Origin of the sequence: Amycolatopsis sp. NPDC005961 (assembly GCF_040629235.1) — a bacterium.
Lineage (GTDB): Bacteria > Actinomycetota > Actinomycetes > Mycobacteriales > Pseudonocardiaceae > Amycolatopsis > Amycolatopsis camponoti.
This window is the reverse complement of sequence record NZ_JBEXVF010000009.1, coordinates 1-20976: the sequence shown is the minus strand read 5'-3', so window position 1 is coordinate 20976 and position 20976 is coordinate 1. Positions and strand designations below refer to the sequence as shown.

18 protein-coding genes and 2 tRNA genes are annotated in these 20976 nt (G+C 73.0%); 16 read left to right on the top strand and 4 right to left on the bottom strand.

What is annotated here, in order from left to right; all coding sequences use genetic code 11:
• Positions 1-30: 30 nt before the first annotated feature.
• Complete coding sequence (locus ABZ342_RS10455) at positions 31-231, bottom strand: hypothetical protein (protein WP_155547183.1); 201 nt, start codon at positions 229-231, stop codon at positions 31-33.
• On the bottom strand, positions 228-647 hold the full coding sequence (locus tag ABZ342_RS10450) for a DUF6010 family protein (RefSeq protein ID WP_360471470.1): 420 nt from the start codon (positions 645-647) through the stop codon (positions 228-230). The genes ABZ342_RS10455 and ABZ342_RS10450 overlap by 4 nt, the downstream gene beginning before the upstream one ends.
• Positions 648-776: 129 nt before the next feature.
• Here ABZ342_RS10450 and ABZ342_RS10445 point away from each other — a divergent pair, with 129 nt between their 5' ends.
• From ABZ342_RS10445 to ABZ342_RS10385, 13 genes are all read left to right on the top strand, one after another.
• Entirely contained in the window at positions 777-1415 is a 639-nt protein-coding gene (locus tag ABZ342_RS10445) for a helix-turn-helix domain-containing protein (protein ID WP_360471102.1), read from the top strand.
• A gap of 87 nt (positions 1416-1502) precedes the next feature.
• Entirely contained in the window at positions 1503-2975 is a 1473-nt protein-coding gene (locus tag ABZ342_RS10440) for an amidohydrolase family protein (RefSeq protein ID WP_360471100.1), read from the top strand.
• Entirely contained in the window at positions 2972-4093 is a 1122-nt protein-coding gene (locus tag ABZ342_RS10435; RefSeq protein ID WP_360471097.1) for a M20 family metallopeptidase, read from the top strand. Before ABZ342_RS10440 ends, ABZ342_RS10435 begins: the two co-directional genes overlap by 4 nt.
• 32 nt (positions 4094-4125) lie before the next feature.
• Complete coding sequence (locus ABZ342_RS10430) at positions 4126-5007, top strand: GNAT family N-acetyltransferase (protein ID WP_360471095.1); 882 nt, start codon at positions 4126-4128, stop codon at positions 5005-5007.
• The gene (gene menC / locus ABZ342_RS10425; RefSeq protein ID WP_360471092.1) at positions 5004-6110 is read left to right on the top strand and encodes an o-succinylbenzoate synthase; all 1107 of its coding nucleotides are present in this window, start codon (positions 5004-5006) and stop codon (positions 6108-6110) included. Before ABZ342_RS10430 ends, menC begins: the two co-directional genes overlap by 4 nt.
• Positions 6107-6250, top strand: a complete 144-nt coding sequence (locus ABZ342_RS10420) for a hypothetical protein (protein ID WP_155547190.1) — start codon at positions 6107-6109, stop codon at positions 6248-6250. The genes menC and ABZ342_RS10420 overlap by 4 nt, the downstream gene beginning before the upstream one ends.
• Before the next feature lie 119 nt (positions 6251-6369).
• Positions 6370-7752: a serine hydrolase domain-containing protein gene (locus ABZ342_RS10415; protein ID WP_360471089.1), complete on the top strand. Its 1383-nt coding sequence runs from the start codon at positions 6370-6372 to the stop codon at positions 7750-7752.
• On the top strand, positions 7749-8639 hold the full coding sequence (locus tag ABZ342_RS10410; protein ID WP_360471086.1) for a serine hydrolase: 891 nt from the start codon (positions 7749-7751) through the stop codon (positions 8637-8639). Before ABZ342_RS10415 ends, ABZ342_RS10410 begins: the two co-directional genes overlap by 4 nt.
• On the top strand, positions 8636-10225 hold the full coding sequence (locus tag ABZ342_RS10405) for an ABC transporter substrate-binding protein (RefSeq protein ID WP_360471083.1): 1590 nt from the start codon (positions 8636-8638) through the stop codon (positions 10223-10225). Before ABZ342_RS10410 ends, ABZ342_RS10405 begins: the two co-directional genes overlap by 4 nt.
• Positions 10222-11202: an ABC transporter permease gene (locus tag ABZ342_RS10400; protein ID WP_360471081.1), complete on the top strand. Its 981-nt coding sequence runs from the start codon at positions 10222-10224 to the stop codon at positions 11200-11202. Before ABZ342_RS10405 ends, ABZ342_RS10400 begins: the two co-directional genes overlap by 4 nt.
• Before the next feature lies 1 nt (position 11203).
• Positions 11204-13090 carry a dipeptide/oligopeptide/nickel ABC transporter permease/ATP-binding protein gene (locus ABZ342_RS10395; protein WP_360471078.1) on the top strand — a complete coding sequence of 629 codons (1887 nt, stop codon included), beginning with the start codon at positions 11204-11206 and terminating at the stop codon, positions 13088-13090.
• The gene (locus ABZ342_RS10390) at positions 13087-14034 is read left to right on the top strand and encodes an ABC transporter ATP-binding protein (RefSeq protein ID WP_360471076.1); all 948 of its coding nucleotides are present in this window, start codon (positions 13087-13089) and stop codon (positions 14032-14034) included. The genes ABZ342_RS10395 and ABZ342_RS10390 overlap by 4 nt, the downstream gene beginning before the upstream one ends.
• Before the next feature lie 26 nt (positions 14035-14060).
• Positions 14061-17408, top strand: coding sequence for a serine hydrolase (locus ABZ342_RS10385; RefSeq protein WP_360471073.1), 3348 nt, complete (start codon positions 14061-14063; stop codon positions 17406-17408).
• On the opposite strand, the gene ABZ342_RS10380 is transcribed toward ABZ342_RS10385, so the two are convergent.
• The gene (locus ABZ342_RS10380) at positions 17398-18312 is read right to left on the bottom strand and encodes a zinc-binding alcohol dehydrogenase family protein (RefSeq protein WP_360471070.1); all 915 of its coding nucleotides are present in this window, start codon (positions 18310-18312) and stop codon (positions 17398-17400) included. The genes ABZ342_RS10385 and ABZ342_RS10380 overlap by 11 nt on opposite strands.
• Positions 18313-18386: 74 nt before the next feature.
• Between ABZ342_RS10380 and ABZ342_RS10375 the strand changes: the two genes are divergently transcribed.
• The gene (locus ABZ342_RS10375; protein WP_360471067.1) at positions 18387-18794 is read left to right on the top strand and encodes a MarR family transcriptional regulator; all 408 of its coding nucleotides are present in this window, start codon (positions 18387-18389) and stop codon (positions 18792-18794) included.
• A 235-nt stretch (positions 18795-19029) separates the two neighbouring features.
• On the opposite strand, the gene ABZ342_RS10370 is transcribed toward ABZ342_RS10375, so the two are convergent.
• Positions 19030-20478 carry a DHA2 family efflux MFS transporter permease subunit gene (locus tag ABZ342_RS10370; protein ID WP_360471064.1) on the bottom strand — a complete coding sequence of 483 codons (1449 nt, stop codon included), beginning with the start codon at positions 20476-20478 and terminating at the stop codon, positions 19030-19032.
• A gap of 191 nt (positions 20479-20669) precedes the next feature.
• On the opposite strand from ABZ342_RS10370, the gene ABZ342_RS10365 reads away from it, so the two are divergent.
• Together ABZ342_RS10365 and ABZ342_RS10360 are read left to right on the top strand one after the other, a co-directional pair.
• Positions 20670-20744, top strand: a tRNA-Val gene (locus ABZ342_RS10365).
• Positions 20745-20783: 39 nt separating this feature from the next.
• A tRNA-Val gene (locus ABZ342_RS10360) sits at positions 20784-20855 on the top strand.
• The last annotated feature ends 121 nt before the right edge of the window (positions 20856-20976 follow it).

Below are 20976 nucleotides of genomic sequence, written 5' to 3'. Positions count from 1 at the left end.
GCCGGTTGTTCGCGCTCACACAACCGCCCCTCAGCCGCCGGGGTGGCCGCAGGCGTAGACGTTCGCCGAGGCCAGCCGGACACAGGCGGGGCACGTGTTCACCGGTCGGTCGCGGCGGCCGTAGTAGGGGTGCCGGGCGCCGCACAGCGCGATGAGCACTTCACCGGGCTGCGGGTCCGGGTGGCACCGCGGGCAGAAGGCGTGCGCGGCGCGTTCGACGTCGGTGCTCATGTCCGGCCGGGTACCCGCGGCTCCGGCGCGCCAATCCGCCGGAACCACCCGGTGACCGGCCGGCCGCCGGTGAAGCACCAGATCGCGATCACCGGGTCGCAGAACGCGCAGCCGAACGACGAGTCGTGCGCGAACGGCAGGATCGGCTGGCCCTTCAGGTGGTGGACGACGTCCCAGGCGGTGTGCAGCAGCCAGCCGACACCGATGAACGTCCACGAGTCGAGCCCGCGGAACGCGACGTAGGTCATCACCGCGCAGAACACCAGTTCCCACGGCCCGAGCGCGCCGCCGGAGAGGTAGGCCGCGCCCGCGCCGCCGACCAGGACGGCGTTGACCTTCCGGCGGTGGGGCTCGGGGATCAGGGAGCTGAGCACGACGTAGAGGAGGCCGATCAGGATCGGCGCGAGCACGGCCATCATGATCGACCACGCTAGGAACGCACCGCCCGGGCGGCCAGTGGCTGTTCTGCCACGCTCCGCCGGTTTCTCGCCAGCGGGGACGGCTCCGTAAGGTGGGGGTCCGGTGGATGATCAGGTGGTTGCGAAATGAACGTGAAGGCGGCCCGCGCGAGTGCGACGCGGGAAAGCATCCTGGTGACGGCGGAGCGGCTCTTCGCCGAGCACGGGGTGCAGGTGGTGTCCAACCGGCACATCAGCGAGGCCGCCGGGCAGGGCAACAACGCCGCCGTCAACTACCACTTCGGCACGAAGGTCGACCTGGTCCGCGCGATCGTCCGCAAGCACGCCGAGCCGATGGAGCGGCTGCGCGCCGAGCTGGTCGAGGCCACCGCTGCTGATGCGGGCCTGCGCGAATGGGTGGCTTGCCTGGTCCGCCCGAGCACGACGTACCTGCGCGAGCTGGGTGCGCCGACGTGGTTCGCCCGGTTCAGCGCCCAGGTGATGACCGACCCGGCCCTGCGGGCGATCATCGCGGAGGAGTCCCTGTCGTCCCCGGCCCTCGCCCGCGCGGTCGAGGGGCTGAACCGCTGCTTGGCGGGGCTGCCCGCGGACGTGCGCGCCGAGCGGAGCGACATGGCCCGGCAGCTGATGATCCACATGACGGCGGAGCGCGAGCGGGCGCTGGCCGAGGGCACGCCGACCCCGCGCGCGACCTGGGACGACGCGGGGACGGGCTTGATCGACGCGGTCACCGGGCTGTTCTTGGCTCCGGTCACGCCGGCCTGACGGTTCGTCCGCGCGGATCAACCGTGCCGCTCCGGTTCGTCGTCGCGGACGAACGGCTTCGCCGGAAATCCTCCTAACGTCGGCCCGATGCGGACACTCTTGCGGGGCGGCCGGGTCGTGGATCCCGGCAGCGGCTTCGACGGCATCGCCGACGTCCTCCTCGACGACGGCCGGGTCGAAGCCGTCGGTCCGGGCCTCCACGCGCCCGAAGCCACCGAAGTCGACGTCGAAGGGCTCGTCGTCGGGCCCGGGTTCGTCGACCTGCACAGCCACGTGCACTCCATCGCCGGGCAGCGGCTGCAGGCCATGGACGGTGTCACCACCGCCCTCGACCTCGAAGCCGGGCTCATGCCGATCGACCGTGCCTACGCCGAGGCCGCGAACGCCGGGCGGCCGCTGCACTACGGCTTCTCCGCCTCCTGGGGCGCCGCCCGGGCGCAGGTCCTCGCGGACATCGCGCCCGACGCGAGCATCGACAGCGGGCTCGCGATCCTGGGAAACCCGCGGTGGCAACGCAGTTCTTCGAAGGCCGAACTGACCGCCTGGCTTTCCCTGCTGGAAGCCGAGCTCGCGAAGGGCGCGCTCGGCATCGGCATCCTCATGGGCTACGCGCCCGCGACCGAGCCCGGCGAGTTCCTGGCCGTCGCGCACCTCGCCGCGAAGGCGGGCGTGCCCACCTACACCCACGTCCGTGAGCTGGTCGAGGTCGACCCCGCGATCCCGGTCGACGGCTCCGTCGAGATCGTCGCGGCCGCGGGCGAGACCGGCGCCGCGATGCACCACTGCCACGTCAACAGCACCTCCGGCCACCACATCGACCGCGTCCTCGCCACCCTCGAAACCGCACGGAGCGAGGGCTCGCGGGTCACCGTCGAGGCCTACCCGTACGGCGCGGGCAGCACGGCCGTCGGCGCCGCCTTCCTCGAGCCGGACCGCCTGCGCCTGAAGGGCTTGCGGCCGTCGAGCGTGGTCATCCTCGAAACGGGGGAGCGGGTCCGCGACGAAGCCCGCCTGCGCCAGGTGCGGCAGCAGGACCCGGGCGCGCCCTGCCTCCTCGAGTTCCTGGACGAGCGGGACCCCCGCGACCGCGGCCTGCTGCACCAGGCGCTCGCCTTCCCCGACGCCGTCGTCGCCAGCGACGCCATGCCCGTCTACTGGAAGGACGGCCGCACCGAGAGCACCGAGTGGCCGCTGCCCTCCGGCGGCACGACGCACCCGCGGACCGCCGGCACCTTCGCCAAGACCCTGCGCCTGATGGTCCGGGAAGCGGGCGAGTGGACCTGGCTCGAAGCGTTCCGCCGCTGCTCGTACCTGCCGTCGCGGCTCCTCGACGACGTCGCGCCGCAAGCCCGTCACAAGGGCCACCTGGGCACGGGCGCCGACGCCGACCTCGTCGTCCTCGACCCGGCCACGATCACCGACGCCGCCACCTACACCGATCCGACGCGTCCGTCGATCGGCGTCCGGCACCTGTACGTCGCCGGTGTTCCCGTGGTCAGCGAAGGAAACCTGAACACCGACGCGCTGCCCGGCCGGCCGCTGCGAGGTGAGCCGCGGTGATCGACGACATCGAGACGCTCGTCCGCTGCGAGTCGCCTTCGGACGACCACGACGCCGTCGCGCGCAGTGCCGAAACCGTCGCCGGGGTCGGCCGCCGCCTGCTCGGGGCCGAGCCCGAACGTCTCGTCACCGACGGCTGCACCCACCTGCGCTGGCGGTTCGGCGACGGCCCGCCGCGCGTCCTGCTGCTCGGCCACCACGACACCGTGTGGCCGCTGGGTTCCCTGCGCACGCACCCTTTCGAAGTCCGCGACGGCGTCCTGCGCGGACCCGGCTGCTTCGACATGAAGGCCGGCGTCGTGATGGCCCTGCACGCCGCCGCGGCACTGCCCGACCGCGACGGCCTCTCGATCCTCATCACCGGCGACGAGGAGATCGGCTCGCCGCTGTCCCGGCCCCTGATCGAGGACGAGGCCAAGACCTGCGACGCGGTCTTCGTCCTCGAAGCCTCGGCCGACGGCGGCGCGCTGAAGACCCGCCGCAAAGGTGTTTCCCGGTACTGGATCGAGGTCGAGGGCCGCGCCGCGCACGCCGGGCTCGAACCCGAAAAGGGCGTGAACGCGGGGATCGAGGTCGCCCACCAGATCCTCGCGGTGGCCGCGCTCGCCGACCCGGACCGGGGGACCACGGTCGTCCCGACCGCGCTGACCGCGGGCACGACGACCAACACCGTGCCCGCCAAGGCCAGGGTCGCCGTCGACGTCCGCGTGTGGGACGTCGCCGAACAGGCCCGCGTCGACCGGGCCGTCCGAAGCCTGACACCGGTCGACGAGAACGCGCGGATCCACATCGCCGGCGGCATCAACCGGCCGCCGCTCGACGCGAAGGCTTCGTCGGAACTGTTCGCACTGGCCCAAAAGCTTGCGGCGGGACCCCTCGCCGAGGCGGCGGTCGGCGGTGCGTCCGACGGCAACTTCACGGCGGGACTGGGCATCCCGACCCTCGACGGCCTCGGCGCCGTCGGTGGCGGCGCCCACGCCGACGACGAACACGTCCTCGTCGCCGAACTGCCCGCGCGCACCGAACTGCTCCGGAAACTCACCGAAACCGTGCTGGCGCAACGGAGTTCGTCCGCCCCGACGAACGCGCGGGGCGAATCCGGTGCGGGACAACGGTGACCGGCCGGCAGTCTCCGGAGAGGATCGGAGGCGTGACAGAAGTCGTGACGAACACAGCCCCGCCGCTGCGGGACGAGGCGGCCGCCGCGGCGACCGCCGCCGCCACGGCCTCGGGGGTCCAGGTCCGGACCCTGGCCGAGGTCGCCGACCTGACCGCCGTGACCCGCCTCTTCGAGTCGATCTGGCGCCCGGCCCCCGGCAACCAGCCCGTGACGTCCGAACTGTTGCGCGCCATGGTTTCGGCGGGCAACTACGTCGGGGGCGCGTTCGACGGGCCCGACCTCCTCGGCGCCTGCTTCGGGTTCTTCGGCGGTCCCGCGAAGGGGGGACTGCACAGCCACATCGCCGGGGTCGCCACCGCGGGACACGGCCGCGGCATCGGCTTCGCGCTCAAGCTGCACCAGCGCGCGTGGGCGCTCAGCCAGGACGTCCCGGTGATCTCGTGGACGTTCGACCCGCTGGTGCGGCGCAACGCCCACTTCAACCTGACCAAGCTCGCCGCCCTTCCGGAGCAGTACCTGCCCGACTTCTACGGGCCGATGAACGACGGCATCAACGGTGCCGGCGACACCGACCGGCTGATGGCCGTCTGGGACCTCTCGAGCCCGGCCGTGCGGGCCGCCGCCGAGGGCAAGCCGGCCCGGTTCGACGCGGCCACGCTGCGAGCCCGGGGTGCCGCGGTCGCGCTGGCGGCCGGTTCCGACGGCGGCCCGGTCACCGGCCCCGCCGACGCGCCGGTCGTGCTCGTCGGCGTGCCGCCGGACATCGAGGCGCTCCGGCGCGCCGACCCCGGCCGGGGCCGGGCGTGGCGGGTCGCGTTGCGGGAGGTGCTCGGCGGCCTGCTGGCCGACGGCGCCTCGGTCATCGGATTCGATCGTGCCGGCTGGTACGTGGTCTCGAAGGAGCAGACGTGAAACTCACCGGGGTCGAACTCCTGCGCGTCCGGATGCCCCTGGTCGCGCCGTTCCGGACGTCGTTCGGCACGCAGGCCGAACGCGAGCTGCTGCTCCTGCGCGCGGTGACGTCCGATGGCGAGGGCTGGGGCGAGTGCGGGGCGATGGTCGACCCGCTCTACTCCTCCGAGTACGTCGACGGCGTCGAGCACGTCCTGCGGACCTTCCTCGTGCCCACGCTGCTCGCCGCCGGCGACCTCACCGCGAACAAGGTCGCGCCGCTGCTGGCGAAGTTCAAGGGCCACCGGATGGCCAAGGCCGCCCTGGAGATGGCGGTGCTCGACGCGGAGCTGCGCGCCCACGGCGTCTCGTTCGGCACGGCGCTGGGCTCCACCCGGGACTCGGTGCCGTGCGGGGTGTCGGTCGGCATCATGGACACCGTCCCGAAGCTCCTGGACGTCGTCGGCGGCTACCTCGACGCCGGGTACGTCCGGATCAAGCTCAAGATCGAGCCCGGCTGGGACGTCGAGCCGGTGCGCGCGGTCCGCGAGCGCTTCGGCGGCGACATCCTGCTGCAGGTCGACGCGAACACCGCGTACACGCTTTCGGACGTGCCGCAGCTGCAGCGGCTCGACCCCTTCGAGCTGCTGCTGATCGAGCAGCCCCTCGAAGAGGAGGACGTGCTCGGCCACGCCGAGCTGGCCAAGCACATCCGGACGCCGATCTGCCTGGACGAGTCCGTCGTCTCCGCCCGTTCGGCGGCCGACGCGATCAAGCTCGGCGCGTGCCGGATCGTCAACATCAAGCCGAGCCGCGTCGGCGGGTACCTGGAGGCGCGGCGGGTGCACGACGTCTGCGCCGCGCACGGCGTCCCCGTGTGGTGCGGCGGGATGATCGAGACCGGGCTGGGCCGGGCGGCCAACGTCGCCCTCGCGTCGTTGCCCGGGTTCACGCTGCCGGGCGACACGTCGGCGTCGGACCGGTTCTACACCGAGGACATCACCGAGCCGTTCGTGCTCGAAGACGGCCGGCTGCCGGTGCCGTCGGGTCCCGGTCTCGGCGTCACGCCGATCCCGGAGCGGCTGGCCGAAGTGACCACCGCCCAGGCTTGGCTCAGGTCATGACCACAGTGGACACGGTGGTCGCGCGGGTCCGGCAGTACGCGGTCCGGGCGGTGGTCACCACGTCGAAGGTCAGGATCCGGGTCGCGGTGGGAGTCGCGGCGGCCAAGTCGGCCTTGCCCCGCCGGCTGCGGCCCCCGTGATTCGTCCGCCGGGATGAAAGTTTCCCCGGGTCTCGTCGATTTCGACGAACCGCACCGTCCCGGTCCCGTCCTAGCATCCCGGCATCGCCGGTTCCCCCATCGTCGGACGAGAGGCAACCATGTCGAAACTCACCGAACTCGCCGCCTGGCTCGAAACGCGGCTGCCCGCCGTCCTGGCCGAGCACCACGTGCCCGGCGCGTCCGTGGCCGTGTACGCCGGCGGCGAGATCATCGACCACGCGGCCGGCGTGCTCAACACGGGCACCGGTGTCGAGGCGGACGTGGACTCGCTGTTCCAGATCGGGTCCATCACCAAGATCTGGACGACGACGCTGGCGATGCAGCTCGTCGACGAAGGTGTCCTCGAGCTCGACGAGCCCGTGCGCAAGTACCTGCCGGAGTTCGTGCTGGGCGACGACGACGCGGCCGCGCGGATCACCGTCCGGCAGCTCCTGTGCCACACCGCCGGTTTCGAGGGCGACATCTTCACCGACACCGGCCGCGGCGACGACTGCGTCGAGAAGTACGTCGCCACCCTCGGCGACGTGCCGCAGCTGTTCGCCCCCGGCGAGATGTTCTCCTACAACAACGCCGCGTTCTGCGTGCTCGGCCGCGTCGTGGAAGTGCTGCGGGACAAGGCCTACAACACCTGCCTGGCCGAGCACCTGTTCGCCCCCTTGGGACTGACGCACGCCGCGGCGAGCCCGTACGAGGCGATCCGCTTCCGGGCCGCGCTGGGGCACCTCACGTCCGAGCCCGGCGCCGACCCGGAACCCGCCGGCGTGTGGGCGCTGGCGGCGTCCAACGCCCCGGCCGGCTCGATGCTCGCCATGCGGCCGCGCGACCTCGTGACGTTCGCCGGCATGCACCTGCGCGACGGCGAAGGCCCGGACGGCACCCGCGTGCTGAGCGCTGCCAGCGCCCGCGCCATGCGGGAGCGCCAGGTGGAGCTGCCCGACCTCGGCCTGATGGGCCGGGCGTGGGGCCTCGGCTGGTCGCTGTTCGACGACGGCGGCGGGATCGTCGGCCACGACGGCGGCACGATCGGCCAGGCCTCCTTCCTGCGCCTCGCGCCCGGGCACGACGTCGCCGTCGCGCTGCTGACCAACGGCGGCGACCCGGTCGCCGTCTACACCGAGGTCGTCGGCCACCTCATGAAGGAGCTGACCGGCATCGAGCTGGCCGCGCCGCCGGTGCCGGATGCGGACTCGCCGCGCATCGACGCCACGCGGTACGTCGGCGAGTACTCGTCGTCCGTCGCGGACATCGTCGTCAGCCAGGACGACGACGGCCGCGTCTGGGTCGAGCGCGTACCGAAGGGCATCTTCGCGGAGCTGGCCAAGCCCGAGAAGACCGAGCTGGTCGCGATGAACGGCGACACGCTGATCCTGGCCGAGCCGATGCAGGGGATGTACCTGCCGCACGCCTTCGTCGGCGACGACGGCACCGGCCGGGCGCTGTACCTGCACACCGGACGCGCCGATCGGCGGGTGGACGCGTGAGTCCGGTCGAGGCGGCGATCGCCGACGTCTTCGCCGCGGCCGGCGCGCGGGGTTTCCTGCACGCGCGGGAGATCGGCGGCGGACCGGAGGTCGCGGCCGGCGCGGACGACCCGGTGGTGCTCGCGTCGGTGTTCAAGATCCCGGTCGCCGTCGCCTACGCCCGCGAGGTCGTCGCCGGACGCCTCGACGAAACCGGGCGGACCCGTGTCGGGAAGCGCTACCGCATCGGCGGGATCGGCACCGCGGGCTGCGCGGACGACGTCGAGATGAGCTGGCGCGACCTCGCGCTGGTCATGCTGACCATGAGCGACAACGCGGCCACCGACGTCCTCTACCACCAGGTCGGTCGAGAAGCGGTCGACCGCGTGCTCGCCGACCTCGACCTGAGCCGGACCCGGCTGATCGGCTGCTGCGAAGACCTCTTCGCCTCGGTGCTCGCCGATCTCGGGGCCGCCGAGGATGCCGACCTCGACGCCGTGTTCGCCGCCGCGACCCCCGAGCAGCTGGGGAAGCTCGCCGTACTCGACCCCGAACGCACGTCGGCGTCCACGCCCCGGGAGATCACCACCCTGCTCGACGCGATCTGGAGCGACCGCGCCGCCGAACCGGCGGCGTGCGAACGGGTGCGCTCGATGATGGCCCACCAGATCTGGCCGCACCGGCTCTCGTCCGGCTTCCCCTCGGACGTCGCCGTCGCGGCCAAGACCGGCACCCTGCCCGCGGTGCGCAACGAAGCGGGCGTCGTGTCCTACCCGGACGGACGCCGGTTCGCCGTCGCCGTCTTCACCCGCGCGGACTCCCTCGCCGAGCGGCAACCCGCCGTCGACGCCGCGATCGGCAAAGCCGCCCGGCTCGCCGTGGATCACCTCCGGAAGGAAACCCCATGACCAAGACACGGACCGCGGCGGTCCTGCTCGGGGTCGTCGCCCTCGCCGCGACCGCCTGCGGGGGCTCGGGCGGCAGCACCGGCAGCGGCGACGGAACTCCGGTCGACGGCAAGACGTTCAGCTTCGGCGTCGGCTCCGACCCGGGCAGCCTCGACCCGCACATGACGGTGCTGTCGGTGGCCATCCAGGTCGACCGGTTCCTCTACGACACGCTGCTGAACCTCGACGCCGACGGCAAGGCGGTCGCCGGGCTGGCCGCCAAGTGGGAGGCGTCGACGACGACCGCGTCCTTCACCCTCCGGCCGGGCCTCACCTGCGCCGACGGCAGCCCGCTCACCGCCGCGGACGTCGCGGCCAACATCAACTTCATCGGCGACCCGGCGAACAAGTCGCCCATCGCCGGGCTCTACATCGCGCCGGGCACCAAGGCGACCGCGGACGCGAGCGGCACGATCTCGGTCACCAGCGGGAAACCGGACGCGTTCCTGGCCCGCAACGTCGGCGGGGTGCCGATCGTCTGCGCCAAGGGGCTCGCGGACCGCAAGCTGCTCGCCAAGGGCGAGGCCGGCACCGGGATGTTCAGCGTCACCGAGGCCGTGCCCAACGACCACTACACCTTCACCCGCCGCAAGGACTACACGTGGGGCCCCGGTGACTGGAAGGCCGGCACGGGCCTGCCGGAGAAGGTCACCATCCGCGTGATCCCGAACACCACGACCGCGACGAACCTCCTGCTGTCGGGCGAGCTCAACGCGGCCGCGATCAACGGGCCGGACCGGCAGCGCCTGGAGGGGCGCAAGCTCTTCCACGCCGACTACACCGCGCCGATGGGCGAGGTCTTCTACAACCAGGCGACCGGGCGGCCCGGGCAGGATGAGGCCGTCCGCAAGGCGCTCACCCAGGCGCTCGACCTGCCCCAGCTCGGCAAGGTGCTGACCGCGGGCGCCGGCAAGCCGTCGCAGGGCATGATCACCAACGAGCCGAGGGTCTGTCCGGGCAACACCGTCGAAGGCAACCTGCCCGCGCACGACCCGGCCGCGGCGGCGGCCGCGCTGGACGCGGCGGGCTGGAAGGCGGGCCCGGACGGCGTGCGCGCGAAGGACGGCAAGAAGCTCGCCCTCACCGTCCTCTACGGCACCCAGCTCGGCCCGACGATGGCGCCGACCGCGGAGCTCGCGCAGCAGACGTGGAAGTCCCTCGGCGCCGACGTGACGCTCAAGGGGGTCGACAGCCCCGGCCTCAGCCAGGTCCTGTTCGGCACCGGCGAGTGGGAGGTCTCCCTGGCCCCGGTCGGGTTCTCGCTGCCGAGCCAGCTCGTGCCGTTCGTCTCCGGTCCGGCCGCGCCCGACGGCACGAACTTCGCCCACATCAGCAACCCCGGCTACGACCAGGGCGCGCAGCAGGCGGCGTCGAAGTCCGGCGACGCCAGCTGCGCGGACTGGACCGCGGCGGAGTCCGCGCTGGTCAAGCGGGTGGACGCGGTGCCCTACTTCGACTCCGTCGTGCCGATCTACGGCAGCGGCGCGAAGTTCGAGCTCAGCCAGGGCAGCGTGACCCCGTCCTCGATCCGGATGTACGCGAAATGACGACCGCGGCGGCGCCCGCCGGCTTGCGGGGCAGCCCGTGGCCGGCGTTCGCCGCGCGGCGGCTGGCCCGGTTCGCCGTGTCGCTGTGGGCGCTGCTCACCGCGGCGTTCCTGATGATCCACCTGGTCCCCGGCGACCCGGTGCGGGCCGCGCTCGGCATGACCGCGCCCGCCGAGCTGGTGGCCGCCAAGCGGGCGGCGCTCGGCCTGGACGACCCGCTGTGGGTGCAGTACGGGCACTACGTGCGCGGCCTGCTTTCCGGCGACTTCGGGACGTCGATGGCGAGCGGCCAGCCGGTGGCGGAGGTGATCGGCGACCGGCTGCCCTCGACCCTGCGGCTGGCCGTGCTGGCCTTCGCCGTCGTGGTCGTGGTGGCGATCCCGGTCGGCGTCTGCTTCGCGGTGCTGACCCGCGGAGGCCGCCGCCGGGGCGCCGAGCTGGGCTTCACGTCGGTGAGCGTGTTCCTCGCCGCCGTCCCGGAGTTCCTGGTCGCGGTCGGGCTGGTGGCGCTGCTCGCCGTCGGCCTCGGCTGGTTCCCGGTGGCGGGCAGCGACGACGTGAGCGCGTACGTCCTGCCGGTGGCGGCATTGGCGGTCGGGCCGGCGGCGGTGCTCGCGCGGATGGTCCGGGTGGAGCTGCTTTCGGTGCTGGGCGCCGACTTCGTCCGCACCGCGCGGGCGAAGCGGCTGCCCGCGCGCCTGGTGTACGTCCGGCACGCGCTGCCGAACGCGCTGACCGCGACGCTCACGCTGGGCGGGCTGATGCTGACCGGGATGGTGGCGGGCACCGTGCTCGTGGAGAACGTGTTCGCCTGGCCCGGCCTCGGCTCGACGATCGTCGCGTCGATCCTGCAGAAGGACTACCCGCTGGTGCAAGGGATCGTGCTGGTCTACGGCGTCGGCGTGCTGCTGGTGAACCTGCTGGTCGACGTCGTGCTCGGGCTGCTCGACCCGCGCTCGGCCATTCGGGAGGCGTGAAATGGCGCGACGCGGTTCAGTCTGGGTGGCGGCCGTGCGCACGCCGGTCGGCGCGTGCTCGGCGGTCCTGCTGGCGGGGGTCGTCCTGCTCGCGGTGCTGGCCCCGCTGCTGTGGGGTGACGCCGCCGCCGCGATCGACACGGACGCGATCGGCCAGAGCCCGTCCGGGGCGCACTGGTTCGGCACCGACTCCCTCGGCCGCGACCTGTTCTTCCGCACGCTGGTCGCGACCCGGCTCTCGGTCGGGCTCGCGGTGCTGGCCACCGCGATCGGCGTCGGCGTCGGGGTCGTGCTCGGGACGCTGCCGTCGGTGCTGCCTCGCTGGGCGGGCCGGCTGCTCACGGCGGCGGTCAACGTCGCGGTCGCCTTCCCGGGCCTGCTGCTGGCGCTGTTCTTCGCGGTGATCTTCGGCGTCGGCACGCAGGGCGCGGTGCTGGCGATCGCCTTCGCGGTGGCGCCGGCGTTCGCCCGGCTGGTGCAGACGCTGTCCGCGTCGGTGAGCGGGCGGGACTACATCGCCGCGGCCCGGGTCTCCGGCGTCGGCCGGATCCGGCTGCTGGCCCGGCACGTGCTGCCCAACATCGGGGAGCCGCTCGTCGTGAACGCGACCATCGGGGCCGGCTCGGCGTTGCTGGCCTTCGCCGGGCTGTCGTTCCTCGGGATCGGCGTGCAGGCACCGGACTACGACTGGGGCCGGCTGCTGCGCGAAGGCCTGGACGGCATCTACGTCAACCCGGTGGCGGCGCTGGCGCCCTGCGCGGCCGTGGTGCTGGCCGGGCTGGCCTTCAACCTGGTCGGCGAGACGGTGGCCGCGGTGGTCGGCGTCCGCACCCGGGCGACGCGGCGCTCGCCGGCTCCGCGGCCCGCCGCGCCGCTGGGCTCAGCTGCGGCCGAGCCCGCGGCCGACGCCGTGCTCGTCGTCGAGAACCTCCAGGTCGCGTTCCCCGGCCCGAACGGGTGGACCGTGCCGGTGCGCGGGGTGAGCTTCAGCGTCCGCCCGGGCGAGGCGATCGGCGTCGTCGGCGAGTCGGGTTCCGGCAAGAGCCTGACCGCGCTGGCGGTGTCCCGCCTGATCGAAGCACCCGGCGTGGTCACCGCGGATCGGCTGGAGTTCGCCGGGACACCGCTGGCGAAAGCGCCGGACCGCGAGCTCGGCACGTCGCTCGCCATGGTGTTCCAGGACCCGATGACGTCGTTCAACCCGGCCCGCCGGGTCGGCAGGCAGCTCGCCGAGGTGTCCGAACAGCACCACGGCCTGTCGCGGCGGGCCGCGTTCGCCCGCGCGGTCGACCGGTTGACCGCGGTGCGCGTCCCGGCTCCGGCCCGGCGCGCCCGGCAGTACCCGCACGAGTTCTCCGGCGGCATGCGGCAGCGGGCGATGATCGGCATGGGCCTGATGGGCCGGCCGAAGCTCGTCATCGCCGACGAGCCGACGACCGCGCTCGACGTCACCGTGCAGCGGCAGGTGCTGCGCCTGCTCGCCCGCACGCGCGAGGCGGAAGGCGCGGCCATCCTGCTCATCAGCCACGACATCGCCGTCGTTTCCCAGACGTGCGAACGGATGCTGGTGATGTACGCCGGCCGCGTCGTCGAGGACCTGCCGACCGGGGCCCCGGCCCAGCACCCGTACACGCGGGCGCTGCTGGCCACGACCGTGGACCTCGAAACCGACCGCGACGAGCCACTGGCCGTGATCCCCGGCCGCCCGCCGGAGCCGGACCAGGTGCCGGAGGGTTGTGCCTTCGCCGCCCGCTGCCCGCTGGCGACCGACCGCTGCCGGGACGAGGATCCGGTGCTGGAACCGACCGCGGACGCGCACCGGGTCGCGTGCTGGCACCCGCAGGTCAGTGTCCTTTCCGGACAGTCGCACGAGGAGGGTGCAGCGTGAGCGCGCTGGAGTTCGACGCGGTGAGTGTCCGGTACGGCAGGCTGACCGCCGTCGACGGCGTCAGTCTCACTGTCCCTTCCGGACAGGTCGTCGGCCTGGTCGGCGAGTCCGGCTCGGGCAAGTCGACGCTCGCCCGGGCGGCCGTCGGGCTTTCGCCGGTCAGCGCGGGCCAGGTGCGCCTCGACGGCGTCGACGTGCGGAGGCTGCCGCGGCGGCGTCCGCTGCAGATGGTGTTCCAGGACCCGTACTCCTCGCTCGACCCGCGGATGGGGATCGGCGAGTCGATCACCGAGGCGATGCCGCGGAGCACGTCCCGCGGGGCCCGGCGGGCCGAGGTGGCCCGGCTGCTCGAGCTGGTCCAGCTCGACCCCGAACGCGCCTCGATGCTGCCCGGGCAGCTTTCCGGCGGGCAGCGCCAGCGCGTCGCCCTCGCCCGGGCGCTCGCCGGGCAGCCGAAGGTGCTCATCGCCGACGAGATCACCTCGGCGCTCGACGTCTCGGTGCAGGGCGCGGTGCTCAACCTGGTTCGCGACGTGCAGCGGCGGCTGTCGCTGTCGATGCTGTTCATCTCGCACAACCTCGCCGTGGTGCGGTACGTCAGCGACATCGTCGCCGTGATGTACCTCGGCCGGATCGTCGAAGCCGGGCCCGCCGAGCAGGTCCTCACCGATCCGCAGCACCCGTACACGCGGGACCTGCTGGCCGCCGCGCCGTCGGCGCACCGGAACCTGCTCGCCGACCCCGCCGACCCCGCTGACGTCACCGCCGCGCTCGCCGACACCGAGCCCGCCGACCCGCACCACCCGCCGCCCGGGTGCCGCTACCACCCGCGGTGCCCGATCGGCCCGCTCGTGCACACCGACCGCACGTTGTGCGTCAGCGCCGACCCGGCCGACGACGCCGCCCACCGGCCGCACCACGCGGCCTGCCACTTCGCCGCGTGAAGCCTTCATCCCACAAGGAGATCCGCATGACCCGCCGTATCGGCACCGACGACCTGTACGCCCTGGAGTTCCCCGAGCAGCCGGCCCTTTCGCCCGACGGTGCCCGGATCGTCTACGTGCTGCGCACCGCCGATCGCGAGAAGGACGAGGACACCTCGTCGCTCTGGCAGGTCGCCACGAGCGGCGGCGAGGCGCGCCGGCTGACCCGCGGCCGCGGCGACGTGGCCCCGGCGTGGTCGCCGGACGGGACGCGGATCGCGTTCCTGCGCGCCCAGGACGGCCCGGCCCAGCTGTGGCTGCTGCCCGCCGACGGCGGTGAGCCCGAGCAGGTCACCACGCTCCCGCTGGGTGCGGGAACGCCGGTGTGGCGCCCGGACGGCGCCGAGATCGCCTTCAGCGCCCCGATCGACCTCAACGCCGAGGAAGGCGAGGACGACGGCGCGCAGGGGCGTCGCGCGAACGCGCCGGTGGTCGCCGACCGGCTGGACTTCAAGGCCGACGGCGCCGGGCTCCTGCGGACCCTGCGCAAGCACGTCCACGTCCTCGACGTCGCCACCGGCGAGGTCCGGCGCGTGACGGCGGGGGACTGGCACGCGGGCGACCCCGCCTGGTCGCCGGACGGCGGGCGGCTGGCCTTCGCCGCGGCTCTCGACGCCGACCCCGACCTGACGTTCCGTTCGGGCGCCTACGTCCTCGACGCCGCCGATCGCACCGCCGAGCCCCGCTTGGCCGGCTCCGGCGAGGGCATGGCCGGCACGGTCACGTGGACCGCGGACGGCGAGTCCCTGCTCGTCGTCGGCCGCCGCGACACCGCGTCCGGTCACCTCGGGCTGCTGCGGATCCCCGTGGACGGCGGGGAAACCGTCGACCTCGCCGCGGCGCTCGACCGCAACGTGATGCCGGGTGGCCCGGGCTACCCGGGCGCGCTCCCGCAGCTCGCCGGCGACGGCTCCACGGTCCTGTTCTGCGTCCGCGACCGCGGCTACACGCACCTGTACGCCGTCGACGTCACCGGCGGCGAGCCGCGGCGGGTCCTCGGCGAGAACGGGACGACGGTGGCCGCGCTGAGCGTCGCCGGGACCACCGCGGCGGTCCTGCTGACCACGCCGACGTCGTACGGCGAGATCGCGACCGTCGACGTCACCGGGGGAGCGGCGACAGTGCTCACCTCCCACGGCCCCGACGACGTCGAGCTGTTCACCCACGAGGAGCGGGAGTTCACCGTCTCCGACGGCACGGTCGTGCACGGCTGGCTGCTGCGCGACCCCGCCCGCACCGGCCCGCTCCCGCTGCTGCTGGACATCCACGGCGGCCCGCACAACGCGTGGAGCGGCACCGCCGACGCCGTGCACCTCTACCACCAGCGGCTCGCCGCCCGCGGCTGGGCGGTGCTGCTGCTCAACCCGCGCGGCAGCGACGGCTACGGCGAAGCGTTCTTCACGGCCGCGGTCGGCGCCTGGGGCGTGGCCGACGCCAAGGACTTCCTCGAGCCCCTCGACGACCTCGTCGCCGAGGGAGTGGCGGACCCGCGCCGGCTGGCCGTGTCCGGCTACAGCTACGGCGGCTTCATGACCTGCTACCTGACCAGCCGCGACGACCGGTTCGCCGCCGCGGTGGCGGGCGGGGTCGTCAGTGACGTGGTCAGCATGGCCGGCACGTCCGACGCCGGCCACTACCTCGGGGTCGCCGAGCTCGGCGCGGTCCCGGCGGAGAACCGCGCGCACTACGCGGCGCTTTCCCCGCTGGCGCAGGTGGAAAAGGTGCGGACGCCGACGCTGGTCCTGCACGGCGCCGCCGACGACCGGTGCCCGGCCGGGCAGGCCGAGCAGTGGTTCACCGCGCTGCGCGAGCAGGGCGTGCCCAGCCGGATGGTGCTCTACCCGGGCGCGTCGCACCTGTTCATCCTCGAAGGCCGCCCGTCGCACCGCGTCGACTTCAACCGCCGCGTCGCCGACTGGGTGGAGCAGTACGCGGGCGAGCCGGGCAAACCGGGGCGGGTGCCGATCGACGCCGCGCACTGGCGCCGCCGCCTCGGCGAGCTCGCGCGCAAGCACCGCGTCCCCGGTGCCGCGCTGGGCATCCTGCGCCTCGACGGCGACGAGGTCGTCCAGGTGAGCCACGGCGTGCTGAACAAGGCGACCGGCGTCGAGGTCACCGACGACTCGGTGTTCCAGATCGGCTCGATCAGCAAGGTGTGGACGACCACCGTCGCCATGCAGCTGGTCGACGAAGGACTGCTGACGCTGGACGGGCCGATCACCGACGTCCTGCCCGAGCTGCGGCTGGCCGACCCCGACGTCACGAACAAGGTGACGCTGAGGCACCTGCTGACGCACACCAGCGGCATCGACGGCGACGTCTTCACCGACACCGGCCGCGGCGACGACTGCCTCGAGAAGTACGTGGCGCTGCTCGACCAGGCCGCGCAGAACCACCCCCTCGGTGCGACCTTGTCCTACTGCAACTCGGGTTTCGTGCTCGTCGGCCGGGTGATCGAGAAGCTGACCGGCAAGACGTGGGACGCGGCCCTGCGCGAGCGGCTGTTCACGCCGCTCGGCCTGAAGCGCACGGGCACCCTGCCGGAGGAAGCCATGCTGCACCGCGCGGCGGTGGGCCACGTCGCGGCGGGCGACGCCGAGCCGCAGCCGGCGCCGGTGTGGGGGCTCCCGCGCTCGGCGGGCCCGGCCGGGCTCATCTCGGCGTCGACCGACGACGTCCTGGCGTTCGCCCGCCTGCACCTGACCGGCGGCCTCGGCCCGGACGGCTCGCGCGTGCTCTCGGCGGAGTCGGCCGAGGCGATGACCCAGGAACAGTTCGAAATGCCCGACAAGGACACCCTCGGCGACTCGTGGGGCCTCGGCTGGATCCGTTTCGAGTGGGACGGCCGCCGCGTGTACGGCCACGACGGCAACACGATCGGGCAGTCGGCGTTCCTGCGGATCCTGCCGGAGCAGGGGCTGGCGGTCACGCTGCTCGCCAACGGCGGCAGCACCCACGACCTCTACGAAGAGCTCTACCGCGAGATCTTCGCGGAGCTGGCCGGCGTCGCGATGCCGCGCCCGCTCGAGCCGGCCGCGGAGCCGCCCGCGGTCGACGCGTCGGAGTTCCTCGGCGTCTACGAGCGGGAGTCGGTCCGGACCGACGTCCTCACCCGCGACGAGAAGCTGTGGATGCGCCAGACCGTCACCGGCCCGCTCGCCGAGCTGATGCCGGAGACGACGACCGAGGACGAGCTGGTGCCGATCGGCCCGAGCCACTTCGCCTACAGCCCCGCGGGCATGCGGGGCTGGGTTTCGGTGACGTTCTACACGCTGCCGACGGGGGAGCGGTACCTGCACTCCGGCGTGCGGGCGACGCCGAAGATCAAGGAGTGACGACGACGCGCTGAGTGCTCGCGGTGTCCCTCCAGGCGCTTTCGACGTCCTGGAGGGCCACCGCGCGCGCGTCGATCCGGAAGGTACCGATCTCCTTCAGGAGGGCGTGCAGCTCCGCGACGATGTCCCGGGTCGGTACCGAACCCTGCCCGCTGCCGACGAGCTGCAGGCGCGCCGCCCGCAGCGCGGCCGAAGGCAGTTCGGTGGTCCGCCCCGCCACCGAGCCGATCTCGACCCAGGTCAGCGGGCGGCTCCGGTCGGCGCGCTCGGTGACGATCGTGCGCAGCGCCTCGGCCGTCGGCGGACCCCAGACGTAGTCGAGGACGACGTCGACGTCGGCGGCCTTGCCGAGCTCGTCGAAGGTGAGGGTTTCGTCGGCTTCCACCGCGGTCAGTCGCCCGGCGTCGCGGCCGGCGCCGATCACCCGGCCCGCGCCGAGGTGCTTCGCGACCTGGACGGCGAGCCGGCCCGCGTTCCCGGTGGCGCCCAGGACGAGCACGTCCTGCCCGGCGGTGAACTCGATGCGCCGGCGCAGGGCGACCCAGGCCGACATCGCGGGGTTCATGCCGGCGGCGACGAGCACCGGGTCGGCGTCCTCGGGCAGGACGACGCTGCGCCGCAGGTCCACGACGGTCCGTTCGGCCATCGCGCCCATCGAGGTGTCGGGCAGCACGAAGTACCGCAGCGTGCCGTCGGGTGCCCGGCCGACGCCGTCGATGCCGGGGACGAGCGGGAGTTCACCCGATTCGGTGTAGTGCGAACCGTCGGCCTGGGAGCGGACGCGGGGGTGCAGGCCCGCGGCGACGACGTCGACGAGAACCTCGTCCGGGCTGGTGGGCTCGGGTTCGGCGAAGTCCCGGCAAGTGGGCGGAGTACCGAACCCGGTGACGACAGCGGCGCGCATGAGGACTCCTTTTAGTTGGTAATGCCCACTACTTTAGATGGCATTGCCAACTAGTTCAAGGTAGTCTCGACGGCATGACCGAACCCGACGAGGTGCTGGACAACCTGGCCCAGGTGTCCTTCGCCGTGATGGCGCACCTGAGCCAGGTCGCGGCCGCGCACGAGCTTTCCCTGACGCAGCTGCGGGTTCTGGGGATCCTGCGGGACCGCACGCCGAAGATGGCCGAGCTGGCGACCCACCTGGGACTGGACCGCTCCTCGGTGAGCGGGCTGGTGGACCGGGCGGCCCGCCGCGGTCTGGTTTCGCGGGAGGCCAGCCGTGACGACGGCCGTTCGGTGCGCGTCAGCCTGACTCCGGAGGGCGCCGACCTGGCTCGTGAGCTGACGGCGGAAGTGGCGCGGGTGATGGCGCCGATGACGTCGAGCCTGGGTGCGGCGGACCGGAACCGGCTCGGCGTCCTGCTCGGCCGGATGCTGGCATGAGCCCGGTCACGTCGAGGAACACCGGCGGGCCCAGGACGTTGTAACGGGTGTCGGTACGGAGGAGTCCCCGGGCCTCACCCCAAGCCTTCACGGACCACTGGTCTTCCAGAGCCGTGCAGCGCCCCTCGCCGCGAGGCGACCCCCGTACCGGCCTCGAACTCCCGCTTTCGCTCGCAGGTCTCCCCCCAGCCTTCGCTGAGCGGAAGCGGGACCTTATCCGTCCGAAGTGGACAGGTCAGTGCTTCGGCGCGGTCGCGGCCCCGGGCGTGGACTTCCGGATCGCCCAAGTCCCGGCGAAGGCCAGCAACCCGATCACCCCGGCCACGATGAACGCGGCCCGCAGCCCCGAAGCGTCCGGACCCGTCGCGGCGGCGCCGGAGCTCCAGAGCGTCGCCACGGTCACGAACAGCGCCGTGCCCAGCGCCCCCGCCACCTGCTGCAGCGTCGACAGGATCGCGCTGCCGTGCGAGTACAGGTGCTCCGGCAGCGACCCCAGTGACTCGGTGAACAGCGGCGTCATCATCAGGCCCAGCCCGGCCATCAGCAGCACGTGGATCCCGATCACCGCGATCAGCGGCGAACCCGCTCCCAGCGTCGTGAACAGCCAGAGCGACAGCGCCATCGCCGCCGCCCCCGGGATCACCAGGGGACGCGCGCCGACCTTGTCGAACAGCGCGCCCACCGGCCGGCCCAGCAGGCCGAGCACCAGGCCGCCGGGCAGCACCGCCAAGCCGCTCACGAACGTGCTCGTGTGGAGCACCGTCTGCAGGTACAGCGGCAGCAGGATCGCCGCCGCGCCGATCAGGCACACGAACAGCAGCGACGTCAGCACCAGCGCCACCACGAAACTCCGGTGCGTGAACGGCCGCAGGTCCAGCAGCGCCCGGTCACGGCGCTGCAACCGCAGCTGGCGCCACGTGAACACCACCAGCGCGACGACACCGGCGACGATCGGCGCCCACGCCGGCACCGGCGGCTCCGCGCCGCCCTGCTCGCCGGTCGACGACAGCCCGTACAGCACCCCGCCGAACCCGATCGCCGACAGCAGCACCGACGGCACGTCCAGCGGCACCCGCCGCGTCTCGCTGTCCAGGCGCAGCTGCAGCGCACCGGTCACCAGCGCCGCGATCGACAGCGGCAGCACGATCCAGAACATCCAGCGCCAGCCCAGCGACGACAGCACCGCGCCGCCGATCGTCGGCCCGATCGCCGGTGCCACCGCGATGACGATCGTGATCGTGCCCATCGTCGCGCCCCGCCGCTCCGGCGGCACCAAGCGCATCACCGTCGTCATCAGCAGCGGCAGCATCACCGCCGTGCCGCACGCCTGCACCACGCGCCCGGCCATCAACATCCCGAACCCGGGCGCCAACGCGCACAACAGCGTGCCCAGGCTGAACGCCGACAGCGAGAAGAGGAAGACCTGCCGCGGCGAGAACCGCTCGAGCAGGAACCCGGTCGTCGGGATGACGACCGCCATGGTCAGCAGGAACCCACTGGTCAGCCACTGCACGGTCGTGGTCGGCACCCGCAGGTCGACCGTCAGGTCGCGCAGCGCGACACTCAGGATCGTCTCGTTGAGGATCATCACGAACGCCGACAGCACGAGGACCCCGATGAGGAGCCCCGGACGCACCGGAGCGCGATCCAGGTCGGCGGGCGGGGTGGACACGGTGTCGGTCACGGGGCGAGACTCTCCTGATCCGGGCACGCGAACCCGGCGGAGGCCGGGCCCGAGCATGCGTCTTCTTGCAGTGTGCCCGTTTCGACGTCTTCGTGTCACGGCGGTTTACGCCGTGCGCGCGGTCACACCGGACCCCCTGCTGACCCTCCGCAGCCGTCCGATATGCTTTCTCGAGTACGGAGTTCCGCAGCGCGCGATTAGCTCAGCGGGAGAGCGCTTCCCTGACACGGAAGAGGTCACTGGTTCAATCCCAGTATCGCGCACCACGAGCCCGCCCCCGGGAAACTCGTGGAAGTTCGTACGACGGGCGATTAGCTCAGGGGGAGAGCGCTTCGTTCACACCGAAGAGGTCACTGGTTCGATCCCAGTATCGCCCACTCGAATCGGGAGAGTCGTGTTCGCGGAAAGCGCGAACCGGCTCTCTCGTTCTGTGTCCTGTGGGGGCCGAGCCCCCCCCCCCCCCCCCCCCGGGGGGGGGGGGGGGCGGGGGCGGGCGCG